Below are 23652 nucleotides of genomic sequence, written 5' to 3' on the forward strand. Positions count from 1 at the left end.
CTCCGGTGATCATTGGTGTTGGGCCTCCGCCGTCGACCGGAACCTCCAGTCCGTACTTCGCGCAGGACATTGGGCTGACCCTCCGGGAACCGTTGCCGACGCCGCGGGCATCCTCGGTGGAGGTGCCAAGTGCTGGAACCGGTAGCGTGCATCTCCTGGAAACGGTTGCGCACAGCTTGGAGCCGGCGTGGGCGTGAGGTCAGGGAGATCCCGGATCTCGTCACTTGATTCCCGGGAGGACGGCCGTCGGCAGCGACTGCGTCCTGTGAGGGCACCGGAGCCTGGTCGGCTCGCACGCGAGTTCTGTGACTGCCTGGAATCAGGATTCCGCCGTCCTGGAGCGAACGAAGCGCTCAGAGCGTGTTTGAGATCGGGCTTCGTCCGCCCGAAGGGCGGGCCGAGCGGGACCTGGTGCGTGCGAGCGCAGGGCGGAAGGCCTCGTTCGTAAGGGAAGTACTGGCGCGGCGTTCCAACGTAGCGGGGGCGCGTGCCAGGCCCCGTTCGGCAGGAGGCAGATCTCGAACACGCTCTCGGACACACCAGATCCCCTGGCGTACGGGAAGGCCCACACAGGAGTCACCGGAAGAGAAGGCCAAGCCGTCCAGTGTGGGGCTGTGAATGCCGGCCCGCTCCATGGTCGTGATCTCGCGTCCCCAGTCGACGGCCTCGATCACGTTCGCCTCGGGTGTGGAGCGGTCGATGACGATGCGTCGGTGGGGACCTAGTGCTGGGTTCCTCAAACGGCGTACGCATATCGGCGCCGTAGTCGGCGGGTTGGCGGTGCGGGCCTGCCCCAGACCCAGGGCTGGGCTCGGGTGTTGAGCTGGGCTGTTGCGAGACGGGTGGCTTGCTCGATCTCGGGTGGTCCTGCGAAGGACTGCCCGGCGAGGGCGGCCTTGCGGAAGATGCGCCACCAGCCTTCCTGAAGGTTGAGCCAGCAGGCGCCGACGGGGATGAAGACGTGCCGGATTCTGGGGTGGTCCACCAGCCAAGTCCGGGTGGACAGGCTGTTGTGTGAGGACAGGTTGTCGGTAACGACGTAGATGTCCCCAGCGGGATTGGCTGCCTCGACCTTCTGAAGAAACTGCTGGTAGAAGGCACTGTTGCGAGAGGAAGCGGTCATGGTGATTTCCTGTCCGTCCCGCACTCGCAGCGCACCGTAGACCCAGGTCTTCTCCGGTCCGCGGCTGTAGTCGACTTCGGACTTGATGCGGTGGCCGTCCGGCGACCAGCCCGGCGCCGGCGGGAACGTGCGGGGGATCACCGGTCCGAGCTCGTCGGCGCAGACGACCGTCGCGCCGCCGGGCGGGCGGGTGTAGAGCTCGATGATCCTTGTCCTTTTCCCTCGAAGTCTGCGTCCCTCGAGCGGGTCCAGGACCGGGTGCGGCGCCAGCGCACCCTCTCGGCCAGCAGGATCCGACGGACCTGGCTGCGGCCGATCTCGATGCCCCGCCGCTGGGCCTCCGCGGCCAGTGCGTCAAGGGTCCACTCCGGCGGCCCGGACTCGTCCTCTGCGGCCAGTTCGCCGCCTGCCTGCACGGTCAGCCGGCCCGGCGCCGGCTGTCTGACCAAGCCGATGATCATCGAGCGTTCCGCCTCGGTGATCCGCCGTTTGCGGCCCTGACCGCCCATATCCTCCAGTCCGTCCAGGCCAGAGCGGTTGAAGCGGTGCAACCAGCGGCGGACCGTCTTGGGGTTGCACCTCAACTCTTCCGCGATGGCCGGCACCCGCTGTCCGGACCAGCTCAGCTCGACCATGCGCGCCCGCACCACCAGATCGCGCGGCGCTTTGCGGGCTCGCGACAGTCGAAGCACGAGCCGTTGCTCGTTCTCGTCACGGCTCGGCCGTGCCCGTAACACCACCGTCCAGCACCCGCTCCCGAGCAACCGAACAGCCCCGCCACCAGGACATATACCCAGCAAAAGAGGAACCCAGCACTAGTACTGTAACGGTGCTTGCCGTGACTGCTGGCCAGTTCGCTCGTTGGTGTGGTTATGGGTGGGGACCGTGCTGGTGTCAGGTTGTGGGCGGGTGAACTGGACGCTCTGCATGAGCGGTTCGTGCACCGGTTTAACCGGGAGGAGCCGCGTCAGTCGGCGCTGGCTTACATGCGGGGCCTGGTTGCGCCGCTACAGCGCAAGAACGGATGGACGCTGGCTGAGGAAGCCGGGCACGCGGGTCCCGATCGCATCCACCGGCTGCTGAACAGGATCGAGTGGGACGCCGACGAGGTCCTGGACGACGTGCGCGACTACGTCGTCGAACACCTCGGAGACCGCGAGGCCGTCCTGATCGTCGATGACACCGGCTTCCTCAAGAAGGGCATCCGCTCGGCCGGCGTGCAAAGGCAGTACTCCGGCACCGCCGGCCGCACCGAGAACAGCCAGATCGGGGTGTTCCTCGCCTACGCCACAGATCGCGGACGCACGCTCATCGACCGGCGGTTGTATCTGCCCACGTCCTGGACGGACGACCGGGAACGCTGCCGACGGGCGGGCATCGACGACACGGTCGGCTTCGAGACGAAGGTGGCCATGGCCAAGGCGATGATCCGCAGGGCCATCGCCAACCGGGTGCCGTTCGGATGGGTGACGGCGGACGCCGCCTACGGCTTCAGCAAGGGCTGGCGGTTCGAGCTGGAGCAGGCGGACGTCTTCCACGTCATGGCCACCACCCGGCATGACACGGTCGTTACCCGCTGGTCCATTGATCACCCCGTGCACGAGCTGTTTCCCGGCCTGCCGCGGCAGAAGTGGAAGCGCCGTTCCTGCGGCGCGGGAGCTCATGGCCGGCGGATCTTCGACTGGGCCCGCGTCGAGGTACGGCCCTGGCACCGCGAGGACCGACGGCACTGGGTTCTCGCCCGCCGCAGCGTGAGCAGGCCCGAGGAGATCTCCTACTACATCGCCTACTGCCCGGCCCAGACCACGCTGGACGAGCTGATCCGCATCGCGGGCAGCCGATGGGCGGTGGAGGAGTGTTTCCAGACGGCGAAGCAGGAGTGCGGTCTCGACGACTACCAGGTCCGCCGCTACCCCGGCTGGCATCGCCACATGACCCTCGCCATGGCCGCGCATGCCTGCCTGACAGTCCTGCGGGCCCGCGAGCTGGATGCGGAGAAAGCAGAAACGGATCCTCCCAGCTCATCCACTACAGCCTCGCCGAGATCAGAAGATTGATCACCCGCCTCACCAACCGCCGTCCCACCCCGGCCGACCACATCCTTCACTGGTCGACATGGCGTCGTCGACGCCAGCACCAAGCCCGCATCAGCCACTACAAACGACGCGGACACAGCCCCTGAACTGGTCAGCAATCAGCTCAAGCACCGTTGCAGTACTAGTGCTGGGTTCCTCTTTTGCTGGGTATATGTCCTGGTGGCGGGGCTGTTCGGTTGCTCGGGAGCGGGTGCTGGACGGTGGTGTTACGGGCACGGCCGAGCCGTGACGAGAACGAGCAACGGCTCGTGCTTCGACTGTCGCGAGCCCGCAAAGCGCCGCGCGATCTGGTGGTGCGGGCGCGCATGGTCGAGCTGAGCTGGTCCGGACAGCGGGTGCCGGCCATCGCGGAAGAGTTGAGGTGCAACCCCAAGACGGTCCGCCGCTGGTTGCACCGCTTCAACCGCTCTGGCCTGGACGGACTGGAGGATATGGGCGGTCAGGGCCGCAAACGGCGGATCACCGAGGCGGAACGCTCGATGATCATCGGCTTGGTCAGACAGCCGGCGCCGGGCCGGCTGACCGTGCAGGCAGGCGGCGAACTGGCCGCAGAGGACGAGTCCGGGCCGCCGGAGTGGACCCTTGACGCACTGGCCGCGGAGGCCCAGCGGCGGGGCATCGAGATCGGCCGCAGCCAGGTCCGTCGGATCCTGCTGGCCGAGAGGGTGCGCTGGCGCCGCACCCGGTCCTGGACCCGCTCGAGGGACGCAGACTTCGAGGGAAAAGGACAAGGATCATCGAGCTCTACACCCGCCCGCCCGGCGGCGCGACGGTCGTCTGCGCCGACGAGCTCGGACCGGTGATCCCCCGCACGTTCCCGCCGGCGCCGGGCTGGTCGCCGGACGGCCACCGCATCAAGTCCGAAGTCGACTACAGCCGCGGACCGGAGAAGACCTGGGTCTACGGTGCGCTGCGAGTGCGGGACGGACAGGAAATCACCATGACCGCTTCCTCTCGCAACAGTGCCTTCTACCAGCAGTTTCTTCAGAAGGTCGAGGCAGCCAATCCCGCTGGGGACATCTACGTCGTTACCGACAACCTGTCCTCACACAACAGCCTGTCCACCCGGACTTGGCTGGTGGACCACCCCAGAATCCGGCACGTCTTCATCCCCGTCGGCGCCTGCTGGCTCAACCTTCAGGAAGGCTGGTGGCGCATCTTCCGCAAGGCCGCCCTCGCCGGGCAGTCCTTCGCAGGACCACCCGAGATCGAGCAAGCCACCCGTCTCGCAACAGCCCAGCTCAACACCCGAGCCCAGCCCTGGGTCTGGGGCAGGCCCGCACCGCCAACCCGCCGACTACGGCGCCGATATGCGTACGCCGTTTGAGGAACCCAGCACTAGGGGCTGTTTCTCGGATCATGTGCGGAGCCAGATGATGAGTGCTGCGAGGGTGACGGTGCCGAGGTAGGTGTAGGCCCGTTTCTCGTAGCGTGTGGCGACAGCGCGGAAGCCTTTCAGGCGGTTGATGGCACGTTCGACGGTGTTGCGTTTCTTGTAGTGTTCGCGGTCGAACCCAGTGGGCCGGCAACCTTGGGAACCGCGGTTGCGTCGGTGTCTGCGTTGGTCGAGCCGTTCGGGGATGGTGTGCGATATGCCGCGTCGTCGCAGGTAACGGCGGTTTTCACGGGACGTGTAGGCCTTGTCGGCCAGGACATGGTCGGGGCGGCTGCGGGGCCGGCCGACGCCGATGCGGGGCACCGACACCCGCTGCAGGACGGGCTCGAGTTGGGGGCCGTCACCGAAGTGTCCGGGTGTCAGGAGAAGGGCGAGTGGCCGGCATCGTCCGTCGGCTGCGAGGTGGATCTTGGTGGTGAAGCCGCCGCGGGAGCGTCCCAGACACTCGCCGATCTGACCACCTCCTCCAGCCGGACGGTCAGTTTCCGAAGCACCGGATCGACCTGGTTCGTCCGCGGGCGGACCCCCCTTTGAGGAACCGCGGCAGGCGCCGTCTTCCTTGCCCCGGCGGCGTGCTGGTGGGCACGCACCGCCGTGGAGTCCACGGACACGTCCCAGTCGATCCGGCCCCCAGCGTCCTCCGCGGCCTGCACCTTCGACAGAAGCATCTGCCAGGTCCCGTCCGCCGACCAGCGACGATGGCGCTTGTAGACCGTCTCCCACGGCCCGAACCGCTCCGGAAGATCCCGCCACTGCACCCCCGTACGGACCCGGTACAGCACCCCGTTGATCACCCGACGGTGATCACTCCACCGGCCCCCACGTACACCGCCACGAGGTAAGAACGACTCCAGCCGAACCCACTCCGCATTCGTCAGGTCTCCACGTCCCATGCAGTCAGCCTGCCCCCAACACCCCAAGCACGAAGGGAGATCCGAGAAACAGCGCCTAGGTCGATATCTGCCTGATTGGCGCAGGACTCGTTGCATTGCAGGGGGTGGGACAGGGCGCGAAGCCAGCTGCGGGAACTTGGTGCGCGGCCTGCAGGCTTCGACGGAACGGACCAATCGCTGGCAGCCGGCCGAGCGTGAGCAGGTCCGCCTTCGCCGGGCGGGGAGGCGCGCTGGCGTTCAGTGTGGTTGCCACCGAGGACTCGAAGGACTCCGGCTACTCACGCGCGTCGCTTGATCACATTCCGGGGCGGAGAGTCGGACGGCAGGCCGCTACTCGAGCCTGGGAGCCTCCGCGGGAGCCGGGCAGACGCGACGGCCATCTCGGTCGAAGACAAAAAGCTGCGCGAGATCTACAAGGAGCGGCACCATCTGGCCTGGGTGCAGTGGTATCTCGGGGGCGGCGCGGACCACCAGATCCACCGTCAAGTCCTTGGCGGGGCTTCTGTCCTCTGCCAGGACGGGGAGCACGGAACCGGTGGGAGCCGATCGCATGCCGGGGAGCCATCCGGAGGCCTTGTGCATCAGCTTCACGAACTCATGAGGGCGGCGAACTCCCCGGTGGGACACCGCCGGAGTACGCGACGCAGTCGGACGTGGTGTCTCCAGCTCAGGGACAACGACCCGTCGAGCCCTCGTGTTCAGATGCACCAGCGACTCGTGGCCCTGATAATCTACATGCTCCACCATACCGGTGAGTTGCGCCTCGCCTGGCCGGGCCCGCGTGGATGAGGCGATCCGTACCGCTTCCGACCGAAGGCCGACAATGATCGGTCGGCCTTGCTGGATCCGCAGCATCTGGTGGTCCGAGCTGAGTGGCTCTGGCAGTTTCAGGCGCTGTTGGCCAAAGTCGATCCACATCCCTCCTGTGACGGGTGCCGCGACACTGGCCTGCCAGAGGTTGATCCGAGGTGTGCCGATGAAGGTCGCTACGAATACGTTCTCCGGCAAGTGGTACGCCTCGCGCGGAGATCCCACTTGCTGTAGCACCCCGCCGCGCATGATCGCCACCCGGTCACCCAATGACATGGCCTCGGCCTGATCATGCGTCACATATACGGTGGTGACTCCCATGCCTCGAGTGAGCTGGGCGATTTCCGTGCGCAGTCGTCCGCGCAGATTGGCATCCAGATTCGACAGTGGCTCGTCCATCAGGAACACCGAAGGACGGCGGGCGATTGCACGGCCCATCGCAACACGCTGGCGCTCCCCTCCGGACAACTGCTCCGGATAGCGGTCGAGAAGCTCCTTGATGCCGAGCTTCCGGACCGTCGCCTCGATCCGCGCCGTGGGGTCCTGATCGGGTGCCTCGTACCGCAGCGGGAACCCGATGTTTTCGCGGTTGGTCATGTTCGGGTACAGGGCGAGACTTTGGAAGATCATGGCCATGTCGCGTGCTGCCGGCCCAAGGTCATTTGCGTATTCACCGTCCAGCAGCAGTTCACCGGAGGTGATTTTTTCCAGCCCGGCGATCATCCGCAGCAGCGTCGATTTGCCGCACCCGGACGGACCGAAAAGCACAAGGAACTCACCTGGCGCCACATCCAGCGTGATGTCGCTGACGGCGGGAATCGGTTGCTTGGGGTAGGTCTTGGAGATGGCGTTGAGGGAAATGGAGCGAGTCATGGAGGGGCCACCGAGTGTGATGTTGTAGGGGTGAGGTGATACATGCGGGAATGCGGGCGTCGGCCTTGGTTACACCCTGGAATCGAGCTCACCCGCGGTTGCTTCGTCCAGCAGGGCTGTCTGCATCCCTGTGGCCTTCCGGCGCACCATGTACTGTGCACGACCCGGCGGCAGGTTCCGGGCTTGACGGTGCCGAAGAGAGGCCTTTGTGCGCCCGCATGAACCGGCGCAGAGCATGTCTGCACAACGGCTCCAGGTCCTCTACCGGCTTCGTCGACAGCGGTGTCAGCCACAGTGCGCGTTACTGATCGCCGACAGCCATCCACACCTTGAGGAAGTCGTCGTCCGTCGGGCGCCGTTCCCACAGCACTTGTAGTGCGCGCCATCGTCGACAAGGTCGCCGGTGAGGGGTGATTCCAGGCCAACGCCAGCTGCCGCACTACGTTCGTGTCATGCGCTTTTCGTCTAATCTGCGACAGATGGCGCAGGTAATCACGGCGTTGACCACGCAGTCGCTGCTTACGGTAGCCACCCCGGCGTGTCAGCTGACCGATGATCACCATGGCCGCCGCCAGCACCATCACGCCCGCTGTCACGCAGGCGAAAGCGTCTGACCCGGTAGGCCGAAGGAACATGAGGATCATCGAGATCGACATCATGGCCGTCGGCAAGTACGTCCACAGGGCGGACGAGTCTGGCACCGTCTCCGGGAGCGTGTCCTGGATGGTCAGCTCCCCTTCGGGCATGGCCGGACCACGCCGGCCAGCTGGGCGGCGGAAGAGAATCACGCTCAACGCACTGGCTCCTTACGTAGGAATGCTTAACCGTATGGTCAGGGAGGCGCGCCGCCTGTGAATTTTGAACGAGTGCGGGTACTTTCGGACAGTTCCGCGAGTAATTCCAGGAAGAATGAGGCGCGGTGTTGTAAAGCACAGGAGGCCGCGTACGTCCCAAACACCTGCAATAGCTGCCGGGGTCCAGTACTCTGCCTCGCGACAACAAGCTCAGTATCCGGACGGCACCAGAAACACCGTCAATCCGGAGTGGTTTGGTCTCATCACGGATCCGAACGGCAGCATCTCCACATCCCACCTCGATCAGAACCCCAGCCTTGACGCTTCGACGGGGGCTTCGACCCATGGGGCCGGCGCCTATTCCGAACTGCCGACGCCGAGTTCCCTCGCCAGTGAGCCTCTTTCAACCTGTCACTGGGGGGTGCAAGGGCAGGCCGAGTGGGTTGTTGGTGACATGGCAGAGCCCCTTGTCGTTGGCGGTGTTGATCTCACTCGACACCGGCGCCAAGGGGCTCTGTTGGTTCCGTATCCTTCCATGCTCGACGTCCCGTACGAGCTGGTTGAGCATGTCTCCTGGCTCATCTACATGCGAAGGTGTGAATGTGGTTCGCGGTGGCGGAAGTTGAGCTGCTTCAAGCAGGCTCTGCTCGTGCTCGCCCATCTGCGTAAGAACGAGACGTATCGGCAGGTCGGGGCAGGGTTCGGGGTGTCAGGGCCACGGCCTGGCGGTATGTCGACGAGACGCTCGAGATCCTCGCCTCCTGGGCACCCGGCCTGCACGAGGCCCTGGTCGGCCTCGGTGAGGGCGACTTCGTCATCGTCGACGGGACGCTGATTCCCACCGACCGCATCAAGGCCGACGAGCCCTACTACTCACAGAAGCACAGGAAGCACGGGATGAACGTGCAGGTCATCGCCACGCCGGACGGCACCCCGCTCTGGTTCTCGCGCGCGACACCAGGGCGGACTCACGACCTGACCGCGGCTCGCGCCCACGGCATCGTCCAGGCGTGCCTGACCGGCAGATCCTTGTGCTCGCGGACCGGGCCTATCAGGGCGCCGGCGCCACCGTCCGCACCCCCTACTACCACCACCGCGAACAGCCCGAGCACTACCAGCAGTTCAATCGTGATCACGCCCAGTTGAGGGCTCCGGGTGAACGCGCCTTCGCGCAACTCAAGCAGTGGCGGGTCCTGCGGCGGGCACGGTGTTCCACCCGCCGTATCGGCACCATCGTACAAGCCGTCCACACCCTCCTGACCTGCGCCTATTCAGGATGAAAGAGGCTCACTGACGACGACGCCAGCACCAAGCCCGCATCAGCCACTACAAACGACGCGGACACAGCCCCTCAAAAACTGCCCAACAGTCACGTCAAACACCGTTGCAGTACTAAGACTTTCGGGCGCCCGGCAGCGATGGGGCGCCCGACGCACGTTCGCTCACCGCAGAGAAATCATAGGCAGTCTCGGCATGGACAACCAGGTCGATTCCAACGACTTCGTCTTGGTGAGAAACCCGGAAGCCGATGCTGACATCGATTACCTTGGCCAGAAGCCAAGTCAGCACCAAGGAGTAGCTGGCGACTGCGAAGGCGCCGATTGCCTGCTTCCCCAACTGCCCGAAGCCAGCACCGGCAACGAGGCCAGCAGTGGTGTCGAAGACGCCAATGAGGAGCGTTCCGACGAAGCCGCCGACAGCGTGAACACCGACAACATTGAGGGCGTCGTCGTATCCAAACCGCTCCTTTAGGCCGACGGCCCAAGCGCACACGAAACCGGCGACGCTGCCGATGGCGATGGCCCCCCATGTGTCCACCGCGGCGCAAGCCGGAGTGATAGCCACCAACCCTGCCACCGCTCCTGACGCGGCACCGAGTGAGGTGAAACTACCGCTCCTGAGCCGTTCCCAGATCAGCCAGCCCATCATCGCCGCGCCTGTGGCTACCTGAGTGTTGAGGAAAGCGATGCTTGCCGTGCCGTTGGCGGCAAGGGCCGAGCCGGCATTGAAGCCGAACCATCCGAACCATAGCAAGCCTGATCCGAGCATCACTAGAGGCAGACTGTGCGGGCGCATCGTCTCCTTCTTGAATCCGACACGCTTGCCCAGCACGAAAAGCGCGCCCAGGGCAGCCATTCCAGCATTGATGTGCACTGCGGTGCCGCCGGCGAAGTCCTTGACACCAAGCCTGAAGATCCAGCCATCGGATTGCCACACCCAGTGGGCCACCGGGAAGTAGACCAGAGTTACCCAAAGGGCGATGAACAGGATCCACGCACCGAACTTGGCGCGGTCCGCGATCGCACCACTGATCAGCGCAGGCGTGATGATGGCGAACATCAACTGGAAGACGACGAAGGCGAATACGGGGATGGTGCCCGTCAGGGTGACGCCCGTGATTCCTTTCAATCCGGCGTAGCTCAGGTCACCCAGGAGTCCAGCACCAAGATCGTCGCCGAAGGCGAGGGAATAGCCGTAGGCTACCCACAGCACGCTGACTATCCCGAGGCTGATGAAGCTCATCAGCAGCATATTGAGCACACTTTTGACCCGGACCATGCCACCGTAGAAGAAGGCCAGTCCGGGTGTCATCAGCATGACGAGTGCCGCGCTGATCAGGACGAACGAGGTATCGCCCGCATCGAATTGCTCCGGCATCGATGTCTCCATTTCGTTGAGAGCCGCTGAGGCACAGGGGGTTGATCGAGTGTGAATCGTGGTGCGGGACGAGAGCAGTGGGCACCAGCAGACAGCCACCCACTCCCGCGGCCGTCGAGCGTGAACACCGCCAGCGTGCAGACCGCCACGTGGCGCGGCCAACCGTGCACGGGGTCGTTAGACGAGGTCGGCCTTCTCCAGGGCGGTGCAGCATGTGTCGATGATGAGGCGGGTCACCACGTAAGGGTCGACGTTCGCGTTCGGACGGCGGTCCTCGATGTAGCCCTTACGGTCGACCTCGACCTGCCACGGGATGCGGACCGAAGCACCGCGGTTGGACACGCCGTAGCTGAACTCGCTCCACGGGGCGGTCTCGTGCGCGCCGGTGAGTCGGGACTCGACGCCGATGCCGTAGTTCTTGATGTGTCGTAGCGGCTTGTCGTCGCGGCCGAGGGCCTCGCAGGCCTCAATGATGGCGTCGTAGCTTTCGCGCATGGCCTTGGTGGAGAAGTTGGTGTGCGCGCCGGCGCCGTTCCAGTCACCCTTGGCGGGTTTGGGGTCGAGAGTTGCGGAGACGCCGAAGTCCTCGGCGGTGCGGTAGAGCAGCCAGCGAGCGACCCACAGCTGGTCGGCGACCTCCAGCGGGGACAGCGGGCCGACCTGGAACTCCCACTGGCCGGGCATGACTTCGGCGTTGATGCCCGAGACTCCGAGACCAGCTTTGAGGCAGTTGTCGAGGTGCTGATCGACGATCTCGCGGCCGAAAATCTCGTCGGCGCCGACGCCGCAGTAGTAGTGGCCTTGAGGCGGCGGAAAGCCAGACTCGGGGAAGCCAAGCGGGCGGCTGTTTTTGAAGAACGTGTACTCCTGCTCGATTCCGAAGATCGGCTCCTGTGCGTAGAACTTTTCGGCCACCTCACGCAGCGCGACGCGGGAGTTGGAGGCGTGCGGCGTCATATCCGTATTGAGAACTTCGCACAGCACGAGCACGTCATCACCGCCTCGGATCGGGTCGGTGCACGAGAAGACAGGCTTGAGCACGCAATCCGAGGCGTGGCCCTCGGCCTGGTTAGTGCTGGACCCGTCGAACCCCCAGATCGGCAGCTCGGCCCCGTCGGCGAGGATTTTCGTCTTCGAACGGAGCTTGGCGGTCGGCTGGGTACCGTCCATCCAGATGTACTCGGCTCGGTAACTCATCGCATTTCTCCAGGATTGATGGTTGTGTGTGGCTTCTGCTCGGAAGGTCTGGTCAGGCAGTCTCTGATGTGAGAGAAACTGGGGGCGGCTCGCCGGTGGGGGCACCGTGCCGGAGCAGTTTGACGATGGCTCCGTGGCCGCCGTTCTCCGCGTCGGTCAGCGCCGTCCCTCCCCAGCGGTCGACGGCCTGTGCTTCTGCTCCGCGCTCCAGCAGGTGAGTCGCGACTTCAACGTGTCCTTCTGCCGCAGCAAGGTGAAGCGCCGTGCGACCGTCGTAGTCGCACGCATTCGCCGATACGCCGGATGCCAGGGCGGCGCGAACGCCCTCCAGGTCTCCGGCGCTCGCCGACCACAGAAGACGGATCGTTGTGTCCATTACCGACTGGTTCCTCTTTAGGCGGGGATCCTGCTTTCCGCAATTTTCAGCGGTGAGTGAATCGTAGATATGGAAGGTGTATCTCCCCACGAGCTTCCGGCAGAATTCGATGCCTCGAACCGAATTGCCCAGTGAATCCAGAGGGGGTGCCCAGATGGCGATTCCCATGACCTGCGGGATTACCAGCATCAAGGCGCCGGAAACTCCGCTCTTCGCCGGAAGGCCGATGTGGAAGGCGAACTCGCCGGAGTAGTCATACATGCCGCACGAAGACATCAAAGACAGACATTTCTTCACGGAGTCAGAAGCGAAGACTCGGTCGTTCGAGAGCGGCACTACTCCGCCGTTGGCGAATGTGGAGGCGACGGACGCCAATCCCCTGGCATCCAGTTCGATTGAACAGCACTGGAAGTAGAACTCCAGGGTTTCTACCAGATCAGTCCCGTCCGGAAAGGCGCCACTCTCGCGCATGAAGTAGCCGAGTGCGAAATTCCGGTCGGCGGTCTGCCGTTCCGAGAGATAGACTGAGTTGTTGAAACCCACCGGCCCGCCGGCGGCGAGCCGCCGCCATGTATCTGCGACGAAGTCGAATCGGTCAGCCATGTCGAATGATCGCTTGATCAACGAACAGCTCATGATGGCGCCCGAATTGATCATCGGGTTGTGCGGGAGACCGTCACCATTCACGGACAATTCGTTGAATTTGCGACCGCTCGGCTCACGGCCAACGTGACGATGTACTATATCGGCACTATGCTCGTCAAGTGTCAGCGAATAGTTGACCGGCTTACAGACCGACTGAACACAGAATTCCACACCTGCATCGCCGATGCTGAACCGCTGCCCATCGACTGTACAGACAGCGATCCCAAAGCGATCGGGTGACACGCGCTTCAGTTGCGGTATGTAGTCGGCAACGGCGCCGCGCTTTTCTCCTAGAAGGTCGGTATAGATCTCAGTAATGGAATTTGTGAAGGACACGAAGTCAGGGATCACGAGAGCGCCAGTGATCGATCGCTCCAGTAACCCTCCGCTCTGCTGGCACAACTTGGCGAATCGGTCAAGGTTCAGATTTGGCCCGTCAGGGGAAGATTCGGCTACCGCCTTCAGCGCGTGATCGACGCGCGGATCGTCGGGCAGGATACCGGCCCGCTCGAGTCGTGAAAGGACTTCCATGCGGGAGACATTGCCTTCCGCATCCTTCTTGAACGAGTCGAATAGCTGCCGTATGGCCGGTCTATCAACTTCTTGGGGGGCGCTACTCATGTTACGTGTCTTTTTAGTTTCGGCCTGCCTTATCGACAGCGAACTGGCGGTGTTCTTTGTCATGTCTTCCACTTCATAGCTCGAACCCATCTAGGTAGAAAATGCGGTTCGGCGTCGGTCTTGCCACAGCTCACGCACACAAGCAGATTGCTTCTGCACCAGCTGGGCCATGTATCGGGTCTCTGGTTGAACCACTTCCGGTGTGACAAGCGTCCGTCGAGAGACGGCGCGGGGCAGCGAAGGCGCAAGGATGGAAAGTCGAATGCTTGGTCACGGCCCTTGGGACTAGCACGAGTTGGCTGTCGGCCGCCAACTTCCGGGCAACGGCAACAATGACACCGCGTTGAGCGAATCCGGAATGGACACGGCCTACAGCAAGGCGGCCATACGCGTCGACGGTGGCTATCAGGGCACAGGGGCTCTCATCCTTCACCGCCGTTAGGCAAGTCGCAATGGGCTCAAGGGCTGGAAAGACGAACACAACAACCTCCCATCGGTGGGTGCGAGACCGAGTCCGTCACGCCGTCGCACGGATGAAGAATCTGGTGCATCATGAGGAACGTCGATCGCCGCGGCGACAGCCAGTATTGGCACGCCAAACAGCATCGCCGCTTGCACAATGTCGCACGTGCCCAGTCGCCAGCAGTGCTGCGGCAAAGTCAACCCAACACCCCACCCTCAACCACCGAGCCAAGCAGTTACGAGAGAGTCTTAGAGCATCGAAAGGACTTCAGAATTCGCAGTTTTCGCCGTGCTGGCAGTCTACTTAACATACAGGTGTCAGGCATCCTTATCAGCCTCACGATTGCCTATTCGAACTTTGACATGAGGTAGAAGCGGGAACTCTCACCGATCCCATCCCCTTCTTGTGTGGAAGGCCGGGGGGTCGTGCGGAGTATCACTCGCCCGACTCCGTCCGGTATTTGCACCTACGTGCCCTTTGAGGTGATGAGCACTCAGACAAGCGGGAGGAGGATGGCCCGTTGGGCAGGAGTTTTCGCCACGAGAGGTTGGTGGATTCCAAGGCGGTGGCGCTCCATCGGATGGTGCGACGGTCCAGGCCTCATAGTTCCGACCGCGCGACTCCGCTGCACTCGAGCAGGCCGTTACTCCGCCAAGAAGCGGTGCGCTCCTCGCTTTCCGAAGTGCATGCCGGACACTGAACCTCTTTCATCCTGGGTCGGGAGGGTGAAATGGCCAGGTCGGGCGGGGTGGTGACGAGGCCGGGCCCCTGGTCGTTGGCGTGGTGATTCCACTCATCACACGGGGAGCTACCGCGCCGCGGCCGAGCTGGCCGGGTGCGACCACCACACGGTGGCCCGTTTTGTGAAGATGCGGGCCGCTGGCCAGAACCCTGACCAGCACCGTCACCGGGCTCGCGCGATCGACGACTACCTGCCGAAGATCGAGGAACTGGTGGTCCGTTCGCAGGGCAAGGTCCGCGCGGACGTGGTCCACAAGCGGATCACAGCGATGGGCTTCATGGGCGGGGAACGCATCACCCGCCGCACCGTCGCCGAGGCGAAAGCCCAGTTCAGGGCCGGTCGGCGCCGGATCTATCGGCCGTGGTGACCGAGCCGAGGCTCTGGCTTCAGTACGATTTCGGCGACGGTCCGGTGATCAAGGGCCGCAAGACCACGCTGTTCTGCGCATGGCTGGCCTGGTCCCGTTTCCGCGTCCGCACCGAGCAACAGACACCCGAGTGCAAGACCCGCTACGCGGTCCGCTCCGGAGTCGAGGGCACCATCAACGAGGTCGCCCACGGATACGGCATGCGGCGCTGCCGCTACCGCGGACAGGGAAAGGCCCACATCCAGCACGTCCTGACGACCATCGCCGTCAACATCGAACGCCTCATCGGACTGCCACCAACCGAGGAGGCCCTCACACCCCGCCGACCGACTGCCTTCCAGAACTACCTCCTGGCGAACCCTGGGCAACTGACCTCGGCGGCTCCAAGATCCCCGACAGAGTCGAGCTCAGAGAGTGGACTGGGACCGGTCACCCGCGCCTGTTGCCCGATGGCGGTCGTACCGAACGCGGACTGAGGCGGACCGGCGGGCATGACTGCGATCTGGCGGGCGCCTGGGCTTTTCAGCCGAAGAACACCTCGAACTCGCTGTACAGCGACGGATCGACCAGTTTGGTCTGTGCTGTGGCCTCGGCGAGGGGAAGACGAATGATCTGGGTGCCGCGCAAGGCCACCATTGTGCCGAAGTCACCGTCCTTGACCGCGTCGACGGCATGCAGCCCGAAGCGGGTGGCCAGCCACCGGTCAAAGGCGCTCGGGGTGCCGCCGCGCTGGATGTGACCAAGGACCGTGGTGCGGGCATCCGTGCCCGTGCGTTCCGAGATCTCCTGGGCGAGCCACTCGCCGATGCCGGACAGTCGCACATGGCCGAACTCGTCCTGCGTCTGGTCCTTGAGGATCATCTGCCCTTCTTTGGGGACGGCCCCTTCAGCCACCACGATGATCGGCGCATAGTTGATCTTGAATCGGCTCTGTACCCATGCGCAGACTTGATCGATGTCGAAGGGACGCTCCGGGATGAGGATCACGTTGGCACCGCCCGCGATGCCGGCGTGCAGGGCGATCCATCCGGAGTGCCGCCCCATCACCTCCACGACAAGGGTGCGCATGTGCGACTCGGCCGTGGTGTGGAGACGGTCGATGGCCTCGGTCGCGACGCCGACGGCGGTATCGAAGCCGAAGGTGTAGTCGGTGCCGATCACGTCGTTGTCGATGGTCTTCGGCACGCCGACCAGATTGATCCCTTGATGGCTCAGCTCGGCTGCCACACCGAGCGTGTCCTCGCCGCCGATCACGACGAGCGCGTCCACGTCGTGCGCGGCAAGGGTGTCCTCCACGCGTCGCAGCCCGTCCTCGTGCTTGAGCGGGTTGGTGCGGGAGGAGCCAAGGATGGTTCCGCCGCGGGGGAGGATGCCCCGCACGCTGGGGATGTCGAGTGGCACGACTTTGCCCTGAAGCGCTCCGAGCCAGCCGTCTCGCAGTCCGACGAAGTCAAAGGTGTAGTCCTGGACACCTTTGCGGACGACGCTGCGGATCACGGCATTCAGGCCGGGACAGTCCCCGCCGCCGGTCAGCACTCCGACCTTCATGGTTGCCCTCCCTTGCGCTGGGTCACCCCACCTGGTCGCAACCTCTCGGAGATCGGAACCGACGTGGGGACATGGATCATCTCTCTCCAGCCTCCCTCCATCCGATCCGCAGTGACCACTCCGCGGACTCCTGGTGCGATCCAGGCTCGTTCGGATTGTGCGGTCGGCATCGATGGCGATGGAGGGTGCTGCACGCCCGGCCCCGGACGAGGCGGACTTCAAGACCGCCTCGGGCCCGTCACGGCCAGTGGCCGGCGGCTGGCTACGGCCTGCCCTCGGTGAGCTGGCTGGCGGTGTTCTCGATCCAGAGCAGCGCCCACTCGACTCCGGCCTGCCACCCGGGATCGGCGTCGGCGTACCGACCTTCTGCGGTCGGCCCGGATGTTGGCAGCGAGGGCGCGCAGGTCCCTCTGCAAGCCCTTCCGCAGGGTCGTGTCCATGGCCTGGCGCATCTCGTCAGCGATCTCAACGGGGTACTTGTCGCTCACTGCCTCACCTTGAACTACCGCCACCAGCGCTGCATACCCTCGACCGCAAGGGGCGGACGGCTTGACCGACCGCTTGTCCAGGCTTGCCCGCGCGCATGTCCTGGGCAAGCCTGCCTTAGGGAAGGGGAGCCGCCGTCGGGAAAGACGCTGCAACCGGTGCGCAGCAGGGAACAGGTGCGCACCGAAACGCAAGCACCGTTGCTTGCCCTACACTCGCCCCTACAATGATCATGTGTTCGTGATGCAGCATTCGTGCAGCTCAGCGGACGGATCCGGGCCTGACCAGCGCTTCGACATCCCCTCCTACTCCCACCTGTTGTCAGTGAGGGGTGGTGGAGTTGGTCGTCTCGGGGTCGCTGGGGGCCCAGGTGCCCGCCCCGGCCCCGGGGCGGCTCCGGCGCTGCGCGCGCCCGGCGGGCGCGCCACGGGTCGTGGGACACGCGGCGAGGGCGAAGGAGCGGAGGGGATCGAGTGGGCGGGACGCGGCGGTGGCCGTACGGATCCACGGCGCGGGTGCGCGCTCTGATGCTGTTGGCGCTGGGGGTGGTGAAGGTTGGCACGGCCTCGCAGCTGCGCCAGCTGGTGCTGCCCGGGACGGCGGATGCGCAGACGGTGCGCAACGCGTGCAAGTACCTCAGGGGCGCGGGGCTGGTGGAGTCGGTCGGGTCGACCAGCCGCCTGGGCAAGTCGGGGCAGCCGGTGACGGAGCAGCTGTGGAATCTCACCACGGCTGAGCTTGCGGCGGCCGCGACCGAACTGGACCGCCCGCTGCGAGAGATGGGCGGCTCCGCGAGGGACGCGGCGAAGGCCGGCGCCGCGCACGCGCTGAAGGTGACCGACACGATCGACGCGTTCCGCCAGTCCGAACCGCTGCCCACCAAGCCGGGTCGGCCGCGCGCATCAGCCCGACGGCGCGGCCGCCGTTCCCGCTCAGCCGGTGGCGACGTCTGTGACACGCCCGCCGGGACTGGGCAAGCTGCGCGGCTGGACCACCGAGGTCGCCCTGCCCGTGGTGGGCACGTTCACCGCGCCCGGCCGGGGCACGCTGCGCGCGGACGCCGTCCTGACCGCGCCCGAGGACGGCGTGCCGGTGCTGTTCGTGGAAGTCGACAACCAGACCGAGCCGCCCGCACAGGTCGCCGACAAAGTCGCCAGCTACCGCCGTTTCTTCCTGCGTACTGCGAAGGACCACCGCGGCGGGGACGTGCCGCTGTGGTCGACGCTGCGGGAGGACTCCGGCCGGGGCGGCTTCCTGCCCGTCGCGCTCGTGTTCACCAAGCCGGTCGGCCCGCGCATCATGCAGGAGGTTGGCCGCCTGTCCCAGGAGCACTGGCAGTGCGGCTGGCACACCGACTACAGCGGCAGCGGGGGTGAGCTGGACGGCTACCGCGACTACGACGGCACGGTGCCGGTGCTGGCCACCACGCTGGCGCTGCTGGCCGACAGGGGCCCGCGCGGGCCCTGTGGTGGCGCTACGGCCGCGACGCGGTCGAGACGCTGGACCAGGCGCTCGACAACCTCGACGACCACGGCGCCTCCGGGTCATGCGTTGGAGGGTGCAGAAGGCATGCGCGACGGAGACGAGGGTGACGTGGTGGTGCCAGCCCCGCCAGGTTCGGCCCTCGAAGTGGGCCAGGCCCGGGGCCTGCTTCATCTCGCGGTAGTCGTGTTCGACGCGCCAGCGCAGTTTCGCGGTGCGCACGAGGGTGGCCAGCGGGGTGTCGGCGGGCAGGTTGGACAGCCAGAACTGGACGGGTTCGGGCTCGGTGGCGGGCCATTCGGCCAGCAGCCAGCGCACGGGCAGCTCCGGGCCGCCGGCAGCTTTGCGGATCTCGCGTCCGGCGGGACGGATCCGCAGGGCCACGAACCGTGAGTACATGCGCTTGACGCCGCTGCGGCCGCTGCCCGGGCGGGAGCCTTCCCGCCACTGCACCGGCCGGGCCGCCTGCTTCCCTGCGGCGATGACCAGCTTCTTCACGGTCTGTGCCGGCTCAGGGTAGACGGGCTGCGGCCGGGGACCGCGGCCGCCGTAGGGCGGGAGGTGCGGCCGTGCTTCTTCCGGCTGGGCGGTCGTGGTGGTCGAGATGCCCACCACATAGGTGAGCCTGCGTTCTTCCAGGCCGAGCCGGAAGGCTGCCGTATCGCCGTAACCGCCGTCGGCGAATCGGTCGGCCGAAGGCTGACCTGGTCCTGAGTGAGGCTGAGCGGGATCAGCTCATCCGATGGGCGAGGCGGGCGAAGACGGCCCAGTATCTGGTGCTTCGGGCAAAGATCGTGCTGCGCTGTGCGGAGGGTGGGACGAACCGGCAGGCACCGGCCGACCTTGGTGTTGATGAGTCGACCGTGGAACGCTGGCGGGCCCGGTTCATCGTCAAACGCCTCGCCGGCTTGTCCGAGGAGCCCCGGGTGGGCCGGCCGCCCTCGATCCTGCTTGATCAGGTCGAGGACGTCATCGTGGCGGCTTTGGAGTCCAGTCCGGCCAAGGACACGCGCTGGTCGCGGGCCTCGATGGCCGAGCGTACCGGCCTGTCGAAATCGACGATCGGGCGGATCTGGAAGCGGTTTGACGTCAAGCCGCACCTTGAGGACTCCTTCAAACTCTCCACCGATCCACAGTTCGTCGCCAAGGTCGTCGACGTCGTCGGCCTGTACCACCACCCGCCCGAGAAGACGGTGGCGTTGTGCGTGGACGAGAAGTCGCAAATCCAGGCGCTGGACCGCTCGCAGCTGGTGCTGCCGATAATGCCCGGCATGCCCGAGCGGCGTACCCACGACTACTACTGGCACAGCATCACCAGCCTGTTCACGGCCTTCAACATCGCCGACGGCACCGTCATATCGGCACTGCACCGCCGCCACCGGGCCATCGAGTTCAAGAAGTTCCTGGTCACGATCGACAAGGCAGTGCCGGCCGACCTCGACGTCCACCTGGCCTGTGACAACTACGCCACCCACAACACCGCCGAGATCAAGACGTGGCTGCGCAAGCACACCCGATTCCACGTCCACTTCACCCCGACCGGCTCCTCCTGGATGAACCAAGTCGAACGGTGGTCCGGCCTGTTGACTGACAAGCTCATCCGTCGGGGCGTCCACACGTCGGTGAAGGCCATGGAGGACGACATCACCGCGTGGATCGACACCTGGAACGAGAACCCACGGCCCTTCACCTGGACCAAGACCGCCGACGAAATCCTCAACTCCCTCGCCGACTACCTCACCAAGGTCGGAACCAGCAGCCAGAAAACAGAGCAGAACTAACCCTCAGTACTTCTGGCCCATCACACTAGCTCTATCTCGCACCACTCGGGCTCCCGTGCCTGCTACCCCGTAGCGGGTCCATGGAGGAGTTCCGCTCATCAGCGCTTGTCCTCATGTCGTTCCCGAATCGACGCAGCACATGCCCGCCATCAGCCACGAAATGACCGAATGATCATGGCCGAAATCCATTCCGCTCGCCTCGAAGGGGGCCCGGCGACTCAACGAGGACTCCCGTGCGCCGATCCCACAGACCCCGTCAGATCGGCAACCGGCGTCAGATCGGCGTCCTACGGCAGGGGCTGCGCCTGGCCCGCGACTTCAACCTCGACCAGGTGGGCCGACTCATCGATGCGGCCTTCTCCTACGTCGGCGACTTGGTGTGGGAGCCACTCGCCCCGCCCGCCCACGGCAGCCCGCCGAGCTGCAGGAGATGGCGGTCTACCACCGGGCCAAGGCACTGCGCGACATCGGACGCCACGAGGAATCTCGCCGCGGGTATCAGCAGGTGGCCGACGGCGACGGCCGCCTGGCCCCAACGGCCCGCCGCGGACTCGCGCAGGCCGCCCCTCTCGCCGGCGAATTCCCGACCGCTCTCGCCGCTCCAGGAGGGCCGCCACCAGCACGTCCCTGGCGACCTGTACGGGATTCAGGGTCAGCTGGGGTTGTCGCCGTGGGTGAGGGTCTCCCAGGCCACGAAGAGGTTGTTGCTGCCGGCCGGGCGGCCTCGCTCGGTCAGCGTCTGGGTGTTGGCCATCGCGATGCCGAGGCGGTTGTGCAGCGCGTTGTAGCCGACCTCGGTGACCGGGCCGAGGCCGAGCTTCAGCGAGCCGCCGCACAGCCAGCTCGGGGCGGCCGTACCCAGCTGGTACTTGGCCTGGAACCCGAGCGCCTGCCGCAGCCGCTCGCCGACGTCCGTGCCGTACAGGTCCTGGCCCTGGATCCGGCTGGTCTCCGCGACGTGTGAGATCGCGGAGATGCCGTATCCGGTGTGGGTGAAGTCGCGGCAGGTCTCCTGGGTGAGGCCGGTGACGAAGGTGGACTGCTTCTGCCAGTAGTTGACGATCTTCTCGCGGGTGTTGAGGTTCTGGCTGGGCACGGTCTTGGGCAGGTCGCCGTCGGAGGACAGATAGACGTAGGCGGCGGTGCGGGTGCGGAACTTCGCCATGGCCTTGTCGTACGACGCCTTGTCCTCCAGGAAGACGGAGATGCCGACGGCGGCCTCCATCATCGACAGCTCCCAGTTGCCGTTGGAGTTCGAGCCGTTGATGATCTTGGGCAGGTACACGTCGCGGAGCATGGTGGCGAACCGTCCGGAGTTCGCCCAGCTCCCGGTGTACGTGTACTTGATGATCTCGGCGGCCTTCGGCCAGGAGGAGCCGGCCCAGCCCGTCTGCAGGGGCGCGTTGCTGTTGGTGTGGTCCTTGATCACCCCGGACCAGGCGTCCATCAGCTCGATGGCTTTGCGCGCGTAGCGCTCGTCGCGGGTGATGTACCAGGCGAGGGCGTCGGTGTAGGCGGCTATCGCGTCCTCGCGCTCGTCGGTGCAGCCGTAGTTCGGGTTCGAGTACGAGCCGCACTCGACGACGGCACGCGGCTTGGGGGCGCGGTTCAGATCGGCGTACTTGCTCGCCGTCATCTGGTCGAACGCGCCCTTCCACGGCTGGGCGCCGGCGTTGACCTTGGTGCGCACGAAGTCCAGCTGGGACTTGGAGACCGTGACTCCAGGATGGGCGAAGGTGCTGGGAGCGGCACCGGCGAGCCAGGCGAGAACACCAGCGACGAGGGCGGCCGCGGCCGCGAAGAGTGCGGTTCTGCGCATGCGTGAGGGGCCTTCCGTTCTTGCATATGAACGCGAAGCCCCCATGAACAGACGCGTTGACCGGAGACGGTAAGTACAGACCAAATGCGCAGTCAAGAGTTCACGCACGAGAAAGGGCCGCACCCCTGAGGGGGTACAGCCCTGGTGTCCCTACGATGTCAGCGAACCTTGGTGATCTCCGGTCCGCGCTGGAGCTGGCCCATGCCGCCGGAGAAGCGCGAACCGGCCTCCGCCTGCTGGACGCCCTCGGGAACCATCTGAGCGTCGTTCGGCAGCTTCAGGACGATCGGATCGCGGGGCGCCATCGGGCCCTCGCCGCGGACCACGACCGTGTCCCGAAGATCTGCTCAAGCACGCCGGCCGCCTGCGGCTGCACCGCGCCCGCCCGGCCGGACCCCGGCCGCCGGACCGTGGGGCGGGCGGCACCGAGCCCCCGGCCACATGCTCCGCCCACCGCCGATGAGCTTGCCCGCGTCGGCGGCCGGGGTCCGCACACCTGCTCCCATACGAAGGGCGTCCCTTCGGGACGGCTCAGGCTGGCCCGGCTCGCAGCCTGCCGGAACGTCGGGGCCGCGGAGGGCCCTCCCACCCCGCCCGGACGCCGGGCCGAAGGGCGTGCCCTCAAGGGCACGACGGCACTGTCCATCGCGCTCCCGCGCGGCCACGGGCGGCAACCCCACGACGGGGGCACGGCACGCCCCCGACCTGCACCGCCGAGACACCCACGAGGAACAACCCATGCCTGAGAACGCGTGCGTCGCCCACCCGGCCGGTCCGTCAGGAGAGCCGTTCCCGCAGTTTTGCCTCCAAGTCGCCAGGCAAGTCGCCATCCTCGCCGTCACCGCAGCCGACGCGATGACCGTCGTGTGCCGCAGCCGATCCGGCGCCACCGTTCGCCTGGAGTCGGTCATGCACGCGGCCCGCAAAGAAGCTGTCGAGGCCAAGCAGTCCGCCGACCGCGCGGAGGGCCGATGCATAGGGGCAGTCCGTTCGCATCTGACAGGACGTGCATCCTGGAACCGGACTTACCCCAGTCCGGGGCTCCACCGCCCACAGGGCGTCCTCACACAGCGCGAGTACGTCTGCGATCAGCTCCAGCAGGACCGGTTCGTCGTTGAAGACTCGGCGTGAGAGGAGGCGTTCGCCGCGCTCGTCGACCACCACGCGGTGGTGGTGTTCCTTGCCGATGTCCACTCCGGCCCAGATCTGGGGCACGGTCACCTCCGCCAGCTCGTCGTCACATTGATCCCGCAGACGACCTCGCCGACGTTGTCCTACACAGCGATCGAGTCGCGTATCCCAATTAGCGGTCGAGTCGTCGCGGGGCTCCGGGCGGCCCAACTCTTTGAGCCATCCAACGGCGACAAGCTCACAGCCATACCCAGAACCCCTGGGCCCGCCGTTCTTACGAATGACCAGCTCAGACCCTCGCTTGGAAGGTAGGACAAGCTTAGGTTTAGCGCGTGCGATCCCCTAACTTCA

Annotated in this window: 13 protein-coding genes and 8 pseudogenes; 8 read left to right on the top strand and 13 right to left on the bottom strand. The window is 65.6% G+C overall.

Annotated elements, in window-relative coordinates; all coding sequences use genetic code 11:
• Nucleotides 1-736: 736 nt before the first annotated feature.
• Nucleotides 737-1330, bottom strand: a complete 594-nt coding sequence (locus OG254_RS48330) for an IS630 family transposase (protein WP_405594770.1) — start codon at nt 1328-1330, stop codon at nt 737-739.
• The gene (locus OG254_RS48335; RefSeq protein WP_405576380.1) at nt 1261-1815 is read right to left on the bottom strand and encodes a helix-turn-helix domain-containing protein; all 555 of its coding nucleotides are present in this window, start codon (nt 1813-1815) and stop codon (nt 1261-1263) included. Before OG254_RS48335 ends, OG254_RS48330 begins: the two co-directional genes overlap by 70 nt.
• A 180-nt stretch (nt 1816-1995) precedes the next feature.
• On the opposite strand from OG254_RS48335, the gene OG254_RS48340 reads away from it, so the two are divergent.
• From OG254_RS48340 to OG254_RS48350, 3 genes are all read left to right on the top strand, one after another.
• Nucleotides 1996-3180, top strand: coding sequence for an IS701 family transposase (locus OG254_RS48340; protein WP_405594523.1), 1185 nt, complete (start codon nt 1996-1998; stop codon nt 3178-3180).
• Between the two features lie 287 nt (nt 3181-3467).
• The gene (locus tag OG254_RS48345; RefSeq protein ID WP_405576380.1) at nt 3468-4022 is read left to right on the top strand and encodes a helix-turn-helix domain-containing protein; all 555 of its coding nucleotides are present in this window, start codon (nt 3468-3470) and stop codon (nt 4020-4022) included.
• Nucleotides 3956-4546, top strand: a complete 591-nt coding sequence (locus tag OG254_RS48350) for an IS630 family transposase (protein ID WP_405594773.1) — start codon at nt 3956-3958, stop codon at nt 4544-4546. The genes OG254_RS48345 and OG254_RS48350 overlap by 67 nt, the downstream gene beginning before the upstream one ends.
• A gap of 30 nt (nt 4547-4576) precedes the next feature.
• Here OG254_RS48350 and OG254_RS48355 read toward each other — a convergent pair.
• The 3 genes and pseudogenes from OG254_RS48355 to OG254_RS48365 form a co-directional block, all read right to left on the bottom strand.
• A pseudogene (locus OG254_RS48355) lies at nt 4577-5508 on the bottom strand (IS5 family transposase).
• A 330-nt stretch (nt 5509-5838) separates the two neighbouring features.
• The gene (locus OG254_RS48360) at nt 5839-7191 is read right to left on the bottom strand and encodes an ABC transporter ATP-binding protein (RefSeq protein WP_405594525.1); all 1353 of its coding nucleotides are present in this window, start codon (nt 7189-7191) and stop codon (nt 5839-5841) included.
• Nucleotides 7192-7369: 178 nt separating this feature from the next.
• Nucleotides 7370-7937 (bottom strand): annotated as a pseudogene (locus OG254_RS48365) (secretion protein EccC); the annotation flags it as partial.
• Between the two features lie 583 nt (nt 7938-8520).
• On the opposite strand from OG254_RS48365, the pseudogene OG254_RS48370 reads away from it, so the two are divergent.
• Nucleotides 8521-9265: pseudogene (locus OG254_RS48370) on the top strand (transposase family protein).
• A 112-nt stretch (nt 9266-9377) separates the two neighbouring features.
• Here OG254_RS48370 and OG254_RS48375 read toward each other — a convergent pair.
• The 3 genes from OG254_RS48375 to glsA all read right to left on the bottom strand — a co-directional run bounded on the left by OG254_RS48375 (nt 9378) and on the right by glsA (nt 13572).
• Nucleotides 9378-10643: an ammonium transporter gene (locus tag OG254_RS48375; protein WP_405594527.1), complete on the bottom strand. Its 1266-nt coding sequence runs from the start codon at nt 10641-10643 to the stop codon at nt 9378-9380.
• A gap of 177 nt (nt 10644-10820) precedes the next feature.
• Entirely contained in the window at nt 10821-11840 is a 1020-nt protein-coding gene (gene glnII / locus OG254_RS48380; RefSeq protein WP_405594529.1) for a glutamine synthetase, read from the bottom strand.
• 52 nt (nt 11841-11892) lie between these two features.
• A complete protein-coding gene (gene glsA, locus OG254_RS48385) occupies nt 11893-13572 on the bottom strand; it encodes a glutaminase A (protein WP_405594531.1) in 1680 nt (559 codons plus the stop codon).
• A gap of 1173 nt (nt 13573-14745) precedes the next feature.
• Between glsA and OG254_RS48390 the strand changes: the two are divergent.
• Both OG254_RS48390 and OG254_RS48395 read left to right on the top strand, forming a co-directional pair.
• Nucleotides 14746-15161 (top strand): annotated as a pseudogene (locus OG254_RS48390) (IS21 family transposase); the annotation flags it as partial.
• Complete coding sequence (locus OG254_RS48395) at nt 15138-15530, top strand: transposase (RefSeq protein ID WP_405595638.1); 393 nt, start codon at nt 15138-15140, stop codon at nt 15528-15530. The pseudogene OG254_RS48390 and the gene OG254_RS48395, both read left to right, overlap by 24 nt.
• Before the next feature lie 46 nt (nt 15531-15576).
• Here OG254_RS48395 and OG254_RS48400 read toward each other — a convergent pair whose 3' ends face one another.
• Nucleotides 15577-16602 (bottom strand): 6-phosphofructokinase, encoded by a 1026-nt coding sequence (locus tag OG254_RS48400; RefSeq protein WP_405594533.1) that lies wholly within the window; start codon nt 16600-16602, stop codon nt 15577-15579.
• Nucleotides 16603-18102: 1500 nt separating this feature from the next.
• Between OG254_RS48400 and OG254_RS48405 the strand changes: the two are divergent.
• Nucleotides 18103-18270, top strand: a pseudogene (locus tag OG254_RS48405) (replication-relaxation family protein); the annotation flags it as partial.
• Between the two features lie 357 nt (nt 18271-18627).
• Here the strand turns inward: OG254_RS48405 and OG254_RS48410 are convergent.
• Nucleotides 18628-19251 (bottom strand): annotated as a pseudogene (locus tag OG254_RS48410) (IS701 family transposase); the annotation flags it as partial.
• Nucleotides 19252-19253: 2 nt separating this feature from the next.
• Here OG254_RS48410 and OG254_RS48415 point away from each other — a divergent pair.
• Nucleotides 19254-20351 (top strand): IS630 family transposase, encoded by a 1098-nt coding sequence (locus OG254_RS48415; protein ID WP_405595640.1) that lies wholly within the window; start codon nt 19254-19256, stop codon nt 20349-20351.
• Nucleotides 20352-21003: 652 nt separating this feature from the next.
• Here the strand turns inward: OG254_RS48415 and OG254_RS48420 are convergent.
• From OG254_RS48420 to OG254_RS48430, 3 genes and pseudogenes are all read right to left on the bottom strand, one after another.
• Nucleotides 21004-22170, bottom strand: a complete 1167-nt coding sequence (locus OG254_RS48420; RefSeq protein WP_405594535.1) for an alginate lyase family protein — start codon at nt 22168-22170, stop codon at nt 21004-21006.
• A gap of 158 nt (nt 22171-22328) precedes the next feature.
• Nucleotides 22329-22564: pseudogene (locus OG254_RS48425) on the bottom strand (DUF3710 domain-containing protein); the annotation flags it as partial.
• A 635-nt stretch (nt 22565-23199) separates the two neighbouring features.
• A pseudogene (locus OG254_RS48430) lies at nt 23200-23385 on the bottom strand (transposase); the annotation flags it as partial.
• Nucleotides 23386-23652 lie beyond the last annotated feature (267 nt).

The organism is Streptomyces sp. NBC_01092 (genome assembly GCF_045039535.1).
Classification (GTDB): Bacteria; Actinomycetota; Actinomycetes; order Streptomycetales; family Streptomycetaceae; genus Streptomyces.